Consider the following 15871-nt stretch of genomic DNA (forward strand, 5'->3'; position numbering starts at 1 on the left):
GCGAATGCTGAGTGTCAGGCGACAGTGCGGTGACTGATCCGACGCTTTCGCGAGCAGGCTCGCTCCCACAGGGGGCACATGAAATTTGTCAGTGGGTTTGGCCGTGCCACGGCACCAGTTTGCGCTGCAGGGCGCGCAGACCCATTTCCATGGCGAAGGCGATCAGGGCGATCACCAGAATCCCCAGCACCACCACATCGGTGACCAGAAATTGCGCAGCCGACTGCACCATGAACCCCAAACCGCTGGTGGCGGCGATCAGTTCGGCGGCGACCAGGGTCGACCAGCCAACGCCCAGACCAATGCGCACACCGGTGAGAATGTCCGGCAGGGCGCTCGGCAAAATCACATGGCGGATCAGTTGTGCGCGAGTGGCACCGAGCGACTGCGCAGCGCGCAATTTCGCCGGGTCTACAGTGCGCACACCGGTGGCTGTCGCGATGGCGATCGGCGCAAAAATCGCCAGGTAGATCAGCAGCACTTTCGACAGCTCGCCGATACCGCACCAGATCACGATCAGCGGCAGATAAGCCAATGGCGGAATCGGCCGGTAGAACTCGATCAACGGATCAAGCACACCACGGGCAATACGGTTGGCGCCGATGGCAATGCCCACCGGCACCGCGGTCAGAATCGCGAAACCGAGACCCAGACCGATGCGGCTCAGGCTCGCGCCCAGGTGCTGCCACAGAGTTGAATCCATGTAACCGGTGGTCGCCAGCAACCAGCCTTTTTGCAGCACGGCGGAGGGTGGTGGCAGGAACAGCGGTTCGATCAAACCGCTGGCGGTCACCGTCCACCAGATCACCAGCAAGGCGAACAGGGTCAGCAGGCTGATCCACCGCGTACTGAGGCTGCGGCGCTGCGGAATCGCCACCGATGGGGTTTTCACTGCCGGGGCGGAAACGTCGTAACTGCTCATGCGCGCTCCTGCCGTTGTACGGCGCTGCGTTGCGAGAACACTTTGCTCAGCACGTGCTCGCGGGTTTCGATAAAACGCGGGTCGGATTTGATCGCCCGCGCCGACTCACCGGCAGCGTAGCGCTGACCGAAATCCAGCTGCAGACGCTCGACGATCTGCCCCGGATTCGGCGCCAGCAGAATCAGGTCAGTGGCGAGGAATACCGCTTCTTCGATGTCGTGAGTAATCAGGAACACCGGTTTTGCAGTGCGCTGCCAGACTTGCAGCAACAGCTCCTGCATCTGCTCGCGGGTGAATGCGTCGAGGGCGCCGAAAGGTTCGTCCATCAGCAGCACGCGCGGGTCGGCGGCGAGGGCGCGGGCCAGGCCGACGCGCTGTTTCTGGCCTCCGGAGAGTTGCCAGATGCGGCGGCTTTCGAACCCCGAGAGATCAACCAGTGCGAGCATTTCCCGGGCGATCTTTTCACGTTTGTCTTTGGCGACACCGGCCAGCTCCAGACCGAAAGCCACGTTAGCCAGCACATCCTGCCAAGGCAGCAGCGCATCATCCTGGAACACCACGCCACGTTCGGCGCTCGGGCCTTTGACCGGCACGCCGTCGAGGGTGATGCGCCCGGCGCTGGGTTCGACGAAGCCGGCAATCAGGTTCAACAGCGAAGTCTTGCCACTGCCGGACGGGCCGAGGGCGACCAGCAATTGCTGAGGCCCGAGGGTCAGGGAAATGTCCGCCAGCACCGGTTCCGGGCTGCCGGGATACTGTGCGCTGATGCGCTCCAGCTGTAGCAAGGCCATCGCAGTCCACTCCCGATCAATTGGTTATGTATTTGGCGCTGACGTACGGCGCGTAGTCCGGCAGTACGGCTTCGACCTTGCCTTGCTCCTTGAGGAACGCGGCGGTGTCGGTAATGGCTTTGGTGGTCGGCGCGCCGAGGCTGATCACCTGATCAGCCGCCAGCGGGTAGACGTTGCCCTGCAGCAGCGATGGAATGTCGCTGGCCTTGGCGCCGGAAAGCTTCACCAGCTTGTCGACGTGGGACTGGTCGGCGAGCCAGGCTTTAGGATCCTTGCGGTAATCGGCGTAGGCGTCGAGGGTGACCTTGGCGAACGCGGTGACGATTTCCGGGTGCTTCTCGGCGAAGTCCTTGCGCACGATCCAGGCATCGAAGGTCGGCGCGCCGAACTTGGCCAGTTCGCCGGAGGTGATCAGCACTTTGCCGTTTTCCTTGGCCACACCGAGGGCCGGATCCCACACGTAAGTGGCGTCGATATCACCGCGTTTCCACGCGGCGATGATCGCTGGCGGGGCGAGGTTGAGCACGGTGACTTTCGACGGATCGATGTTCCAGTGCTTCAACGCCGCGAGCAGGCTGTAGTGTCCGGTGGACACGAACGGCACGGCGATTTTCTTGCCGACCAGATCCTGCGGGCTCTTGATTCCGGAACCATCGCGAGCGACCAGTGCTTCGGCGGCGCCGATCTGGGTGGCGATGAGGAAGGTTTCCACCGGAACCTTGCGGGTGATGGCGGCGGTCAACGGGCTGGAACCGAGGTAGCCGATCTGTACGTCACCGGAAGCGATGGCAGCGATGATGTCGGCGCCGTTATCGAACTTGCGCCAGCTGATGTCGGCCTTGGTGGCTTTTTCGTAGGCGCCATCGGCCTGGGCGACTTTTGCCGGGTCGACGGTGGTCTGGTAGGCGACGGTGAGGTCGGCGGCCTGCGCCAGAAAGCTCGCAGCAGCCAACGAGGCCACGGCCAGCAGGCGAAGCGGGAAATTCAGTTTCATGGGGGAGTGCTCCAAATCAGGCGACCGACGATCGGCGTGAAAGGAGACTAAATGATCTAAGAATCTAAAAATAAATAACTTTTTAGACTTAGCTTATGAGCGGAAAAATCTAAGCCTGGCCGCTGCGCGGTCATTCGCGAGCAGGCTCGCTCCCACAGGAGATTGCAATCTAATGTGGGAGCGAGCCTGCTCGCGAAAAGGTTCGAAGAACCTTCTGATGTCAGTTGCTGATCGCCAGAATACTCGCCTGATACGACCCGACAAACACATCGAAATCGCCGACCTCGTTCTGCTCCAGCTCCGCCTGTTGCGCCAGTGACGAGCGCGCCAGTTCTTCAAACTTCGCCTGTTCATCAGCAGCCAACGGCTCGCTGCGGAAGAACTCGGCATGCGCCTGACTCTGGCGCAGGGAGAATTGCGCGAAGCTTTCCTTGTGCTCGGCCATGGTCGCCAGCACTTGGGCCGATGGGGTCAGGGACGAATCCTTGACCTTGGCCAGTTGCGCGTCGAGCGCCTTGCTGTGTGCGTCGCCGCCATGGCTCTGATCGAGCAATGCCGCCAGCGGTGCGATTTTTTCCAGCAGATCGGTTGCCCAAACCTTCAATTCGACCGCTTCACCGTCGCGCTGCAATTGCAGGCCCGGACGGCGACCTTCCTTGACCACGCTGAGGAAGTTAGAAGTGGCATTGCCGCACGAAGTGTTGGTCAGCAGCGGACTGTCGTTCAGCGCGCAATACAGCAGGAACGCGTCGAGGAAGCGCGATTCGGTGACGTCGATGCCCATCGGCAGGAACGGGTTGATGTCCAGGCAACGCACTTCGACGTACTGAATGCCCCGGGCCATCAGGGCCTGGATCGGCCGCTCGCCGGTGTAGGTCACGCGTTTCGGGCGGATGTTGGAGTAGTACTCGTTTTCGATCTGCAGGATGTTGGTGTTGAGCTGTACCCACTCGCCATCCTGGTGCGTGCCGACTTCCACGTACGGCGGGTATGGCGTGGCCACGGCCTTGCGCAGGCTGTCGGTGTAGCTCGCCAGATCGTTGTAGCACGGCGTCAGGCCGGCCTGGGCGTTGCTCTGGTAACCGAGGTCGCTCATGCGCAGGCTGGTGGCGTACGGCAGATACAGGGTGTCCGGATCCAGTTGTTCCAACTGGTGCGAACGGCCGCGCAGGAAGCCTGCGTCCAGCGCTGGCGAAGCACCGAACAGGTACATCAGCAGCCAGCTGTAGCGGCGGAAGTTACGGATCAGCGCGATGTACGAGGATGACTGGAAGTCGCGGTCGGTGCCGACAAAACCCTCGGCTTCGCGCAGCAGCGGCCAGAGCTTTTCCGGCAGGGAAAAGTTGTAGTGAATCCCGGCGATGCACTGCATGGTCTTGCCGTACCGCAGGGCCAGGCCCTTGCGGTAGACGTACTTGAGCTGACCGATGTTGGAGGTGCCGTAATAGGCGATCGGGATGTCTTCCTCGGCCGGCAACGGGCACGGCATCGATGGACTCCACAGGTACTCGTTGCCGAGCTTGCTGTAGGCAAAGCGATGAATCTTGTCCAGGCTCGCCAGGGTGTCAGCCGGATCGGGCAGGGCGGGGGTGATGAATTCCAGCAGCGACTCGGAATAGTCGGTGGTGATCTGTTCATTGGTCAGCGCGGAACCCAAGGCTTCCGGGTGCGGCGTTTGCGCCAGACGACCTTCACTGGTCACGCGCAGGCATTCACGTTCGATACCGTGGAGGCACTGTTCGAGCAGAGAGAGGTTGGCGCGCTCGCCGAGCAGAGCCAGGCGGCGGTTGAGAAGTTCGCTCAATTTGGATTCCTTCACGCGTCAGTCGCCCCAATATGGGGGTGGGCAGGACGGTCTACAAGGGTGAAGTTGAAACTGGCGTTTTCGCCTGGTTTTTCGGGCTCACGAAGCCCCTTTCGAACCGCCGACTTCAATCCCTGAATCTGGCAGATGCACGCGAAGATTATGCGATCCCTGTGGGAGCGGGCTTGCTCGCGAAGAGGGCGTGTCAGTCAACATCAATTTGCCTGACACACCGCCTTCGCGAGCAAGCCCGCTCCCACAGAAAAGCTCGACGCTGCGATCACAGCGCCGAAATTAACTCAAAATGATGAACAACATCTACAGGACAGCGAACGTGCCTTGCGCTTTTGCGACCAGTTTGTCGCCCTGCATCACGTCGGCCTCGACCACCAGCGTGCGGCGGCCCGGGTGGATCACCCGCGCCGTGCACAGCACCTCACCGTCGGATACGGCGCGGATGTAGTTGATCTTGCACTCGATGGTCGCGCTCTGCTGATCGAAGCCGTGGGTGCTGGAACAGGCCAGCCCCATGGCGATATCGACCAGGCTGAACAGCGCGCCACCGTGCAATTTGCCGCCGCGATTGCGCAGTTGCGGTTCCAGCACCAGGGTGACTTGCGCCACCCCGGTTTCCAGGCTGTGCAGGCGGCAGCCCAACAGCTTGAAAAACGCGCTCTCGACGAGCCCGGCCGGAATCTCCATCAGCGTTTCTTCAACTGCTTGGCGTTGGCGAACAGCGAAGCCATGGCGTTGTTCACCGGTGCGGCTGTGGCCGTTTCCTTGCGTGGCGCGTTGTTCGACGACTGGCGCGGTGCCGAGCCCGGACGCGAACCACGGGCACCGTCGATTTTCTCGCCTGGGGTGTCGCTCATGCGCATCGACAGGCCGACGCGTTTGCGCGGGATGTCGACTTCCATGACCTTCACTTTCACCACGTCACCGGCCTTCACCGCTTCGCGTGGGTCCTTGATGAACTTCTCCGACAACGCCGAGATGTGCACCAGACCGTCCTGATGCACGCCGATGTCGACGAACGCGCCGAACGCGGTCACGTTGGTGACGACGCCTTCGAGGATCATCCCCAGTTGCAGGTCTTTCAGGTCTTCGACGCCTTCCTGGAACTCGGCGGTCTTGAACTCCGGACGCGGGTCGCGACCCGGTTTTTCCAGTTCTTGCAGAATGTCGGTGACGGTGGGCAGACCGAAGGTCTCGTCGGTGAACTTCTTCGGGTCCAGACGCTTGAGGAACGCGGCGTCGCCGATCAGCGAGCGAATGTCGCGGTCGGTTTCAGCGGCGATGCGCTGTACCAGTGGATAGGCTTCCGGGTGAACAGCCGAGGAATCGAGCGGGTTGTCGCCGTTCATCACGCGCAGGAAACCTGCGGCCTGTTCAAAGGTTTTCTCGCCCAGACGCGCGACTTTCTTCAGCGCCGCACGGGTCTTGAATGCGCCGTGCTCGTCACGGTGAGCGACGATGTTCTGCGCCAGGGTCGCGTTGAGACCGGAAATCCGCGCCAGCAAGGCCACCGAGGCGGTGTTTACATCGACGCCGACGGCGTTTACGCAGTCCTCGACCACCGCATCCAGACCACGCGCCAGTTTCAGCTGCGACACGTCGTGCTGGTACTGGCCGACACCGATGGATTTCGGATCGATCTTCACCAGTTCGGCCAGTGGATCCTGCAGACGACGGGCGATGGAAACGGCGCCACGGATCGACACGTCCAGATCCGGGAATTCCTTGGCAGCCAGTTCCGACGCCGAGTACACCGATGCACCGGCCTCGGAGACCATGACCTTGGTCATCTTCATCGCTGGATACTTTTTGATCAGCTCGATCGCCAGTTTGTCGGTTTCGCGGCTGGCGGTGCCGTTGCCGATGGCGATCAGGTCAACCGAGTGCTTGGCGCACAGGGCGGCCAGAATCGCGATGGTCTGATCCCATTTGTTGTGCGGCACGTGCGGGTAAACCGTGGCGTGATCGAGCAGCTTGCCGGTGGAGTCGACCACCGCGACTTTGCAGCCGGTACGCAGGCCCGGGTCGAGGCCCAGAGTTGCACGCGGGCCGGCCGGCGCGGCCAGCAGCAGGTCGTGCAGGTTGTGGGCGAAGACGTTGATCGCCTCGGTTTCGGCGCCGTCGCGCAGCTCGCCGAGCAGGTCGGTTTCCAGGTGCGTGTAGAGCTTGACCTTCCAGGTCCAGCGCACCACTTCACCGAGCCATTTGTCGGCCGGGCGGTTCTGATTCTGGATGCCGAATTGCTGGCCGATCATGCCTTCGCACGGGTGCATGGTGCCCGGCAGTTCGTCGCCGACTTTTAGCGCGGAGCTGAGGATGCCTTCGTTGCGGCCCCGGAAAATCGCGAGTGCGCGGTGCGACGGCATGCTTTTCAGCGGCTCGTCGTGTTCAAAGTAATCGCGGAACTTCGCGCCTTCTTCTTCCTTGCCGGCGATCACGCGGGCGCTGATGGTCGCTTCCTGCTTGAGGAAGTTGCGCAGCTTCTCCAGCAGGCTGGCGTCTTCGGCGAAGCGTTCCATCAGGATGTACTTGGCGCCTTCCAGCGCAGCTCTCACGTCGGCTACGCCTTTCTCGGCGTCGACGAAGCGTGCGGCTTCGGTTTCTGGCGTCAGGTTCGGGTCGTTGAACAGGCCGTCGGCCAGCTCGCCGAGGCCGGCTTCCAGGGCAATCTGGCCCTTGGTGCGGCGCTTCTGCTTGTACGGCAGGTACAAGTCTTCGAGGCGGGTCTTGGTGTCGGCGAGCTTGATGTCGCGTTCGAGGGCAGGGGTGAGTTTGCCCTGCTCCTGGATACTGGCGAGGATGCTGATGCGCCGTTCGTCGAGTTCTCGCAGGTAGCGCAGACGCTCCTCCAGATGACGCAACTGGGTGTCATCGAGGCTGCCGGTGACTTCTTTCCGGTAACGGGCGATGAAGGGAACGGTAGAGCCTTCATCGAGTAGCGCGACGGCCGCTTCGACCTGTTGCGGGCGTACGCCGAGTTCCTCGGCGATGCGGCTGTTGATGCTGTCCATAAAACCACCTGACATATTGTGAAAGCAGGCTCGCAGGCACGGAAATAAAGGCCCGGAGTCTGGTTGAGCGGCTAGAAAATTGCCGCTGCCTGGGTCAAAAGGCACCCCATTGACCCGTGAAATCGAATAATTACTGCGCAGGCCCGGAAAATATCGCGGCCACCTGCGGTAACGATTCAGACGTTGCCTGGCACAAAACGCCGCGCATTATAACCAGCGTTCTGTCATTCGGGGGTGTAGCAGTCTGTAGGTAGAAACCCCGGTTTTCTGGCAGTGAAGGAAAAATCTGCTAACAATGCACACGGTGCGTATAACGGCAGCTACGCCATAATGCGCGCCGAGCTAAAAGGAGCATCCAATGAGCAGCACTGCAAACAATGCTGAAGGCGAAAAAATTCTAATTGTTGACGACGATCCGGGGCTGAGCAGCCTGCTGGAACGTTTCTTCGTCAGCAAGGGCTACCGTGCCCGTGCCGTACCGAACACCGAGCAAATGGACCGTCTGCTGTCGCGTGAAGTGTTCAATCTGGTCGTCCTCGACCTGATGCTGCCGGGCGAAGACGGCCTGACCGCCTGCCGTCGCCTGCGAGCGGCGAACAATCAGATTCCGATCATCATGCTCACCGCCAAGGGCGATGAGATGAGCCGCATCAAAGGCCTGGAGCTGGGCGCCGATGACTATCTGGCCAAGCCGTTCAACCCGGACGAGCTGATGGCGCGGGTCAAAGCCGTTCTGCGGCGTCAGGCCGCACCGGTGCCGGGCGCGCCGGGCAGCGAAGACGAAAACGTCACCTTCGGTGATTACGTGCTGTCGCTGGCGACCCGCGAGCTGAAACGTGGCGAAGAAGTGCACATGCTCACCACCGGTGAGTTTGCGGTACTCAAGGCGCTGGTAATGAACGCGCGTCAGCCGCTGACCCGCGACAAACTGATGAACCTGGCCCGTGGTCGCGAGTGGGATGCCCTGGAGCGTTCCATCGACGTGCAGATTTCCCGCCTGCGCCGGATGATCGAGCCGGATCCGTCGAAACCACGCTATATCCAGACTGTCTGGGGTGTGGGCTACGTGTTCGTACCGGACGGCGCCGCCACCAAGTGATCGGCGATTTGTAGGAGCGGGTCTGCGCAGATCGGGTTGATCGACCCTCTACGCAGACTCGCAATCCGCAATATGCGAGCATGGCTCGCTCCTGCAAGTGTGTAACGGTTATCGATGAAAACCCCCGTCTGGTTCCCCCAAAGTTTTTTCTCCCGCACCCTGTGGCTGGTGCTCATCGTCGTGCTGTTTTCCAAGGCGCTGACCCTGGTTTATCTGTTGATGAACGAGGACGTGCTGGTGGATCGCCAATACAGCCACGGCGTCGCCCTGACGCTGCGCGCCTATTGGGCGGCTGATGAAGAAAACCGCGCGAAGATCGCCGATGCCGCGACCCTGATCCGGGTGGTCGGCGCCGGTGTACCGGAGGGCGAACAACACTGGCCTTACAGTGAAATCTATCAGCGGCAGATGCAGGCAGAACTGGGCGCCGACACCGAAGTGCGCTTGCGCATGCACTCGCCGCCGGCGCTGTGGGTGCGTGCACCAAGCCTCGGTGACGGCTGGCTGAAAGTGCCGCTGTACCCGCATCCATTGCGCGGCCAGAAAATCTGGAACGTACTCGGCTGGTTCCTCGCCATTGGCTTGCTGTCCACCGCCTCGGCGTGGATTTTCGTCAGCCAGCTCAACCAGCCATTGAAGCGCTTGGTGTACGCCGCCCGACAACTCGGCCAGGGCCGAAGCGTGCGTTTGCCGATCAGCGATACACCCAGTGAGATGACCGAGGTGTATCGCGCCTTCAACCAGATGGCCGAAGACGTCGAACAGGCCGGTCGCGAGCGCGAGCTGATGCTGGCAGGGGTCTCCCATGATTTGCGCACGCCGCTGACCCGCTTGCGTCTGTCGCTGGAGCTGATGGGCGACCGCAACGATTTGACCGACGACATGGTGCGCGACATCGAAGACATGGACGCGATTCTCGACCAGTTCCTCGCGTTCATTCGCGACGGTCGTGACGAGTCGGTGGAGGAAGTGGACTTGAGCGATCTGGTGCGTGAGGTGGCCGCGCCGTACAACCAGAGCGAAGAGAAAGTGCGTCTGCGTCTGGAACCGATCCAGCCGTTTCCACTGCGCCGGGTATCAATGAAGCGGCTGCTGAACAACCTGATCGGCAACGCCCTGAACCATGCCGGCAGTGGCGTCGAGGTCGCGGCTTATGTGTCCGGTGACACCAGCGCGCCGTACGTGGTGCTGAGCGTGATGGACCGAGGGGCGGGGATCGATCCGTCGGAGCTTGAGGCGATCTTCAACCCGTTCACCCGTGGCGACCGTGCCCGGGGCGGGAAAGGTACGGGGCTGGGGTTGGCGATCGTGAAGCGGATTGCTTCGATGCATGGCGGCAATGTAGAGCTGCGCAACCGCTCCGGAGGCGGACTGGAAGCGCGGGTGCGGTTGCCATTGGGGTTGATGTTGCCGCGGGATGCCGTCTGACGATCGGGATATTCAGCGGGGCTGATGGCCCCTTCGCGAGCAAGCCCGCTCCCACAGGGGAACGCATTCCAAAATGTGGGAGCGGGCTTGCTCGCGAAGGCGCCCTGTCAGCCACCACATTTCAAACGGATCAGCCTTTGCCTTTGGTCCGGGTCATGTTCGGCCCGCCATTCTTCTCAAGGTGTTCGATGATGATCCCCGCCACGTTCTTACCGGTGGTGGTCTCGATCCCTTCCAGGCCCGGCGACGAGTTCACCTCCATCACCAGCGGCCCGTGGTTCGAACGCAGGATATCCACACCCGCCACGGCCAGCCCCATGACCTTGGCCGCGCGCAACGCGGTCATGCGTTCTTCCGGGGTGATCTTGATCAGGCTGGCGCTGCCGCCTCGGTGCAGGTTGGAGCGGAATTCCCCAGGCTTGGCCTGACGCTTCATCGCTGCGATCACCTTGTCGCCGACCACGAAGCAGCGGATGTCGGCACCGCCGGCTTCCTTGATGTATTCCTGGACCATGATGTTCTGCTTCAGGCCCATGAACGCCTCGATCACCGATTCGGCAGCCGTAGCGGTTTCGCACAGCACCACGCCGATGCCTTGGGTGCCTTCCAGCACCTTGATTACCAGCGGCGCGCCGTTGACCATGTCGATCAGGTCGGGAATGTCATCCGGCGAGTGAGCGAAACCGGTGACCGGCAGGCCGATGCCACGACGCGACAGCAGTTGCAGCGAACGCAGTTTGTCCCGCGAGCGGGCGATGGCCACCGATTCGTTGAGCGGAAACACCCCCATCATTTCGAACTGGCGCAACACGGCGCAACCGTAGAACGTCACCGACGCACCGATCCGCGGGATTACCGCATCGAAGCCTTCCAGCGGCTTGCCGCGATAGTGGATCTGCGGCTTGTGGCTGGCGATGTTCATGTAGGCGCGCAGGGTGTCGATCACCACCATTTCATGCCCGCGCTCGGTGCCGGCCTCGACCAGACGACGGGTGGAATACAGACGCGGATTCCGCGACAGCACAGCGATCTTCATGCAACACCTGTGGAGGAGGTAGATACCGGGAACACCGGCTTGTCTTGTACATATTTGATGCCCGGATTGACCACCAACTGGCCATCGATCAGGGCTTTGGAACCGAGCAACAGGCGATAGCGCATGGACTTGCGGCAGGCGAGGGTGAACTCGACTGCCCAGACCCGATCACCGAGGGCCAGGGTGGTGCTGATCACATAGCGCACCTGCGCCTGGCCGTTGGAGCTTTTAATGGTTTTGCGCGTCACCAGCGGCGCTTCGCAGCGCCGGTGACGCAACTGCACCACCGTGCCCAGGTGCGCGGTGAAACGCACCCACTTCTCGCCGTCGCGTTCGAACGGCTCGATGTCGGTGGCATGCAGGCTGGAGGTGCTGGCACCGGTATCGATTTTCGCCCGCAGACCGGCGACTCCCAGATCAGGGAGCGCCACCCACTCGCGCAGACCGACAACGGTCAAATGGTCAAATGTCTTCAAAGGTGCTCAACCGGCAGAAACCGCTCGGGCCGCGTGCGGCCGAATTCGCGGTATTCACGCAGAATAAGGGTTAAAAGGCGACAGATATCTACGGCCCGGATCGCCGACCCCTCAAGCAGGTGTCGGCAGGTGTGCATTGTAATCCGGGACGGGGTAATTCATGGCACGACAGAAACGGTAGTACAGTTCATCAATATTTCAGAATGAGGAAATTCCATGGCACAAAAAAGCGAAGAGGACGACAAGGTCCGTCTCGACAAGTGGTTGTGGGCGGCGCGCTTTTATAAAACCCGGGCCTTGGCCAAAGCGGCCATCGAGAGTGGCAAGGTGCATTGCCGAGGCGACCGCTGCAAGCCTGGCAAAGAGCCACGCATTGGCGATGAATTCGAGATTCGTACCGGCTTTGAAGAGCGCACGGTGAGGGTTGAAGCCTTGTCGATCGTGCGTCGCGGCGCGCCCGAAGCGCAGACGCTGTATACCGAGACGGAGGCGAGTATTGCCAAACGTGAAGCGGCAGCGGCGATGCGCAAGGCCGGAGCGTTAGGCGTGAGCACTGATGGCAAGCCGAGCAAGAAGCAGCGGCGGGATCTGTTTAAATTTCGTGGGAACAGCCACGAATAAAAAGATCGCAGCCTGCGGCAGCTCCTACGGGAAAATGTATTCACATGTAGGAGCTGCCGCAGGCTGCGATCTTTTCAGCATTCAACCCATTAACGGGCAGACACCACGCTCATCCGCGAAACCAGCGGCAGCTTGCCCAGTAAAGCGAAAACCGGCGCAGTCACCTTCAGCCAGAAGTTGGCGGCGTGATAAGCGAACGGTGTGTAGTAACCCCAGCCCAACGCCCACACCGCCAGCAGCATGCCGCCGATGTAATCGTCCTGGCCCCAATGCGCGCCGGCTACCAGACGTGGCAGCATGAACAGTAACGCCAGGCCCCAGACTGTCAGGAACTGGCCGACAGTACGGCTGAACACGCCCATGAACAGCGCCCAGATCAGCAACACCGAAGCGTGGTCACCGGGGAAGCTCTGGCTCGAGCGATCCTTCAGCTCCCAGGCTTTTTCCAGATGCGGGAAATAGTCGCTCAGGTGCACCGCGCCTTCCAGCACCATCGATGGGCTGCTGTGCTGCCAGTCCATGTAGTCGGCGAATTTGGAAAACAGCGCGCGAATCACCACCATCAACAGCAGAATCGAGAAAAAACCGAAGAAGGCGCGACGTACATCAATCGCCTTGAACACCCAGTCACCCTTGATCAGCAGCGTCAGCAGGATCAGACCGACGACGATGTCGAACGGACGCAGACTTGCAATTGCCCAGATGTGGAGCCATATGGGGTTGCTGGCCAGTGGTGCATTGAGCGAGCGGAACAGCCACTCGTCGAAAATCACACACAGCATCTGGCCCGTAGGCCATAACCAGAAAGCCAGTAGCGCCAATGGCACTACGTTGCACAGAACCAGCCGGCCGAGGTTCCACCGTGATTGGAACAAACCCGGATTGTTCATAAAATGCCTCCCGTGGCTGAACATTTCGCACCAAACGGGTGCGGAGAAGCGCGGGATTTTCATCTTTTGTAACCATTTTGTCATCAATTCAGATACCCAGACCTATGACCGACCTACCGGATACCGACTACACCCAACGCTTCATCTTCGATGACAGCGACACTCGCGGCGAACTGGTGGCGCTGGAACGCAGCTACGCCGAAGTTCTCGCCAAGCACCCGTACCCGGAGCCGGTCGCGCAATTGCTGGGCGAACTGATGGCGGCCGCCTCGCTGCTGGTGGGCACCCTGAAGTTCGACGGCTTGCTGATTTTGCAGGCACGCTCCGAAGGGCCGATTCCGCTGCTGATGATCGAATGCTCCAGCGAGCGCGAGATCCGTGGCCTGGCGCGATACAACGCCGAGCAGATCGCTGCGGATGCCACGCTTGCCGACCTGATGCCGGGCGGTGACCTGACCCTGACCGTCGACCCGACGATCGGCCAGCGTTACCAGGGTATCGTCGACCTCGATGGTGAAACCCTGTCGGAATGCTTCACCAATTATTTCGTCATGTCGCAACAGGTCGGCACCCGCTTCAAGCTGTTCGCCGACGGCCGCCGTGCTCGAGGAATGCTACTGCAGCAACTGCCGGCCGACCGCCTGAAAGACGAAGAAGAGCGCGCCGAAAGCTGGCAGCACATCACCGCCCTGGCCAGCACCCTGACCGCCGATGAATTGCTCAGCCTGGACAACGAAACCGTCCTGCATCGCCTCTACCACGAAGAGCAGGTGCGCCTGTTCGATGTACAGAACCTGCGCTTCCGTTGCAGCTGCTCGCGGGAACGCTCGGGCAATGCGCTGGTCAGTCTGGGTCTGGAAGACGCGCAGGCACTGGTGGCAGAACGCGGTGGCGAAATCGAGATCGATTGCCAGTTCTGCAACCAGCGTTACCTGTTCGATGCGGCCGATATTGCTCAATTGTTCGCTGGCGCAGGCGTCGACACGCCGTCAGATACCCGGCACTAAAACGGTTCAGCGCAGGTAAATTCACTGCGTAACGACGGAATTTCGCCGTTACGACGGGAGGACCCTACTCTTTTTGGGCTTTTCTGGCATAATCCGGCCCACTTTTTTCGCGGTAGTAGTGCACGACTTTCTACTACAAAACGTTTGGAGCACACTCGGCCACTGGCCGACGGGGAACCTCATGACGCAAGCCAATAACGCCGTGTACACCGATCTGAGTGTTGATGATCTGGTTAAAGAAGCCCTGCAACGCGGTGAGGGCGAGCTTGCCGATACCGGCGCTCTGGTAGTCCGCACCGGTCATCGCACCGGCCGTTCGCCAGTCGATCGTTTCATCGTTGAAGAGCCTTCCACCCAGGCCGCTATCGCCTGGGGCCCGATCAACCGCAAGTTCCCGGCCGACAAGTTCGACGCGCTGTGGGCTCGTGTCGAGGCGTTCAACAACGCGCAAGAGCACTTTGTTTCCCACGTGCATGTAGGTGCGGCTGAAGATCACTACCTGGCCGTGAAAATGACCACCCAGACTGCCTGGCAGAACCTGTTCGGTCGTTGCCTGTTCATCAACCCGGCCCAGTACAACCCGGCCGGTCGTGAAGAGTGGCAAGTGCTCAACGTGGCCAACTTCGAGTGCGTGCCTGAGCGTGACGGCACCAACTCCGACGGTTGCGTGATCATCAACTTCGCGCAGAAGAAAGTGCTGATCGCCGGTATGCGTTACGCCGGTGAAATGAAGAAAGCCATGTTCTCCGTGCAGAACTTCCTGCTGCCGGCCGCTGACGTGCTGCCAATGCACTGCGCTGCCAACATCGGCGAAGAAGGCGACGTGACCCTGTTCTTCGGTCTGTCGGGCACCGGTAAAACCACCCTGTCCGCCGACGAGAGCCGTTACCTGATCGGTGACGACGAACACGGCTGGGGCGAAGGCGTGGTGTTCAACATCGAAGGCGGTTGCTATGCCAAGTGCATCGACCTGTCCGAGAAGAACGAGCCGGTCATCTGGAAAGCCATCAAGCACGGCGCAGTCCTGGAAAACGTGGTCATCGACGACGCCAAACACGCTGACTACGCCGATGTCAGCCTGACCCAGAACAGCCGCGCGGCCTACCCGCTGGAGCACGTTGCCAAGCGTTCCGAGAAGAACCTGGGCGGCGAGCCAAACGCGGTGATCTTCCTGACCTGCGACCTGACCGGCGTGTTGCCGCCAGTGTCGATCCTCAACGAAGAACAAGCGGCCTATCACTTCCTGTCCGGCTACACCGCGCTGGTGGGCTCGACTGAAATGGGTTCGGGCAGCGGCATCAAGTCGACCTTCTCCACCTGCTTCGGCGCACCGTTCTTCCCGCGTCCGGCTGGCGAATACGCAGAACTGCTGATCAAGCGCATCCGCGGCTTCGGCTCCAAGGTCTACCTGGTCAACACCGGCTGGACCGGCGGTGGCTACGGCGTCGGCAAACGCTTCAACATCCCGACCACCCGTGCGGTGATCGCAGCGATCCAGAGCGGCGCGCTGATCGGTGCTGCCACCGAGCACCTGGACACCATCAACCTCGACGTGCCACTGGCCGTACCGGGCGTTGAAACCAACCTGCTCAACCCACGCAACACCTGGGCTGACAAGGCTGCGTACGACGAAGCTGCCAAGGCGCTGGCCGGTCTGTTCATCGAGAACTTCAAGAAGTTCGAAGTGAGCGACGCGATCAAGGCTGCGGGTCCTAAGTTGTAAGATTGGTTGCAGTAATGAGAAAGCCGCCTCTAGGGGCGGCTTTTTTGTGGGTGA

Annotated in this window: 14 protein-coding genes; 5 read left to right on the plus strand and 9 right to left on the minus strand. The window is 61.0% G+C overall.

Annotated features, from left to right (window positions below):
• Positions 1–88 precede the first annotated feature (88 nt).
• The 6 genes from tauC to VLA07_RS11880 form a co-directional block, all read right to left on the minus strand.
• Complete coding sequence (tauC, locus tag VLA07_RS11855) at positions 89–922, minus strand: taurine ABC transporter permease TauC (RefSeq protein WP_333989300.1); 834 nt, start codon at positions 920–922, stop codon at positions 89–91.
• Entirely contained in the window at positions 919–1713 is a 795-nt protein-coding gene (gene tauB, locus VLA07_RS11860; RefSeq protein ID WP_098966679.1) for a taurine ABC transporter ATP-binding subunit, read from the minus strand. Before tauB ends, tauC begins: the two co-directional genes overlap by 4 nt.
• Before the next feature lie 16 nt (positions 1714–1729).
• Positions 1730–2707 carry a taurine ABC transporter substrate-binding protein gene (tauA, locus tag VLA07_RS11865; RefSeq protein ID WP_027611203.1) on the minus strand — a complete coding sequence of 326 codons (978 nt, stop codon included), beginning with the start codon at positions 2705–2707 and terminating at the stop codon, positions 1730–1732.
• A gap of 220 nt (positions 2708–2927) precedes the next feature.
• Positions 2928–4511 (minus strand): glutamate--cysteine ligase, encoded by a 1584-nt coding sequence (gshA, locus tag VLA07_RS11870; RefSeq protein WP_027611204.1) that lies wholly within the window; start codon positions 4509–4511, stop codon positions 2928–2930.
• Between the two features lie 318 nt (positions 4512–4829).
• Complete coding sequence (locus tag VLA07_RS11875) at positions 4830–5213, minus strand: PaaI family thioesterase (protein WP_049827816.1); 384 nt, start codon at positions 5211–5213, stop codon at positions 4830–4832.
• A complete protein-coding gene (locus tag VLA07_RS11880) occupies positions 5213–7537 on the minus strand; it encodes a Tex family protein (protein WP_333989301.1) in 2325 nt (774 codons plus the stop codon). The genes VLA07_RS11875 and VLA07_RS11880 overlap by 1 nt, the downstream gene beginning before the upstream one ends.
• A 358-nt stretch (positions 7538–7895) precedes the next feature.
• Here VLA07_RS11880 and ompR point away from each other — a divergent pair, with 358 nt between their 5' ends.
• Both ompR and VLA07_RS11890 read left to right on the plus strand, forming a co-directional pair.
• Complete coding sequence (gene ompR, locus VLA07_RS11885) at positions 7896–8636, plus strand: osmolarity response regulator transcription factor OmpR (RefSeq protein WP_003220637.1); 741 nt, start codon at positions 7896–7898, stop codon at positions 8634–8636.
• Positions 8637–8750: 114 nt separating this feature from the next.
• Positions 8751–10064 (plus strand): ATP-binding protein, encoded by a 1314-nt coding sequence (locus VLA07_RS11890; protein WP_027611205.1) that lies wholly within the window; start codon positions 8751–8753, stop codon positions 10062–10064.
• A gap of 130 nt (positions 10065–10194) precedes the next feature.
• Here the strand turns inward: VLA07_RS11890 and rimK are convergent, their stop codons facing one another.
• Together rimK and rimB are read right to left on the minus strand one after the other, a co-directional pair.
• Entirely contained in the window at positions 10195–11100 is a 906-nt protein-coding gene (gene rimK / locus VLA07_RS11895) for a 30S ribosomal protein S6--L-glutamate ligase (protein ID WP_007949201.1), read from the minus strand.
• Positions 11097–11576: a retropepsin-like aspartic endopeptidase RimB gene (gene rimB / locus VLA07_RS11900; RefSeq protein WP_003220644.1), complete on the minus strand. Its 480-nt coding sequence runs from the start codon at positions 11574–11576 to the stop codon at positions 11097–11099. Before rimB ends, rimK begins: the two co-directional genes overlap by 4 nt.
• A 216-nt stretch (positions 11577–11792) precedes the next feature.
• Here rimB and VLA07_RS11905 point away from each other — a divergent pair, with 216 nt between their 5' ends.
• Positions 11793–12197, plus strand: a complete 405-nt coding sequence (locus VLA07_RS11905; RefSeq protein ID WP_027611206.1) for an RNA-binding S4 domain-containing protein — start codon at positions 11793–11795, stop codon at positions 12195–12197.
• Between the two features lie 89 nt (positions 12198–12286).
• Here the strand turns inward: VLA07_RS11905 and VLA07_RS11910 are convergent, their stop codons facing one another.
• Positions 12287–13087 (minus strand): phosphatase PAP2 family protein, encoded by an 801-nt coding sequence (locus tag VLA07_RS11910; protein WP_333989302.1) that lies wholly within the window; start codon positions 13085–13087, stop codon positions 12287–12289.
• Between the two features lie 104 nt (positions 13088–13191).
• On the opposite strand from VLA07_RS11910, the gene hslO reads away from it, so the two are divergent.
• Positions 13192–14094: an Hsp33 family molecular chaperone HslO gene (gene hslO, locus VLA07_RS11915; RefSeq protein WP_247840776.1), complete on the plus strand. Its 903-nt coding sequence runs from the start codon at positions 13192–13194 to the stop codon at positions 14092–14094.
• A 181-nt stretch (positions 14095–14275) separates the two neighbouring features.
• Complete coding sequence (locus VLA07_RS11920; RefSeq protein ID WP_007964688.1) at positions 14276–15817, plus strand: phosphoenolpyruvate carboxykinase; 1542 nt, start codon at positions 14276–14278, stop codon at positions 15815–15817.
• Positions 15818–15871 lie beyond the last annotated feature (54 nt).

This window comes from Pseudomonas sp. S3(2024) (genome assembly GCF_036861315.1).
Taxonomy (GTDB): domain Bacteria; phylum Pseudomonadota; class Gammaproteobacteria; order Pseudomonadales; family Pseudomonadaceae; genus Aquipseudomonas; species Aquipseudomonas putida_A.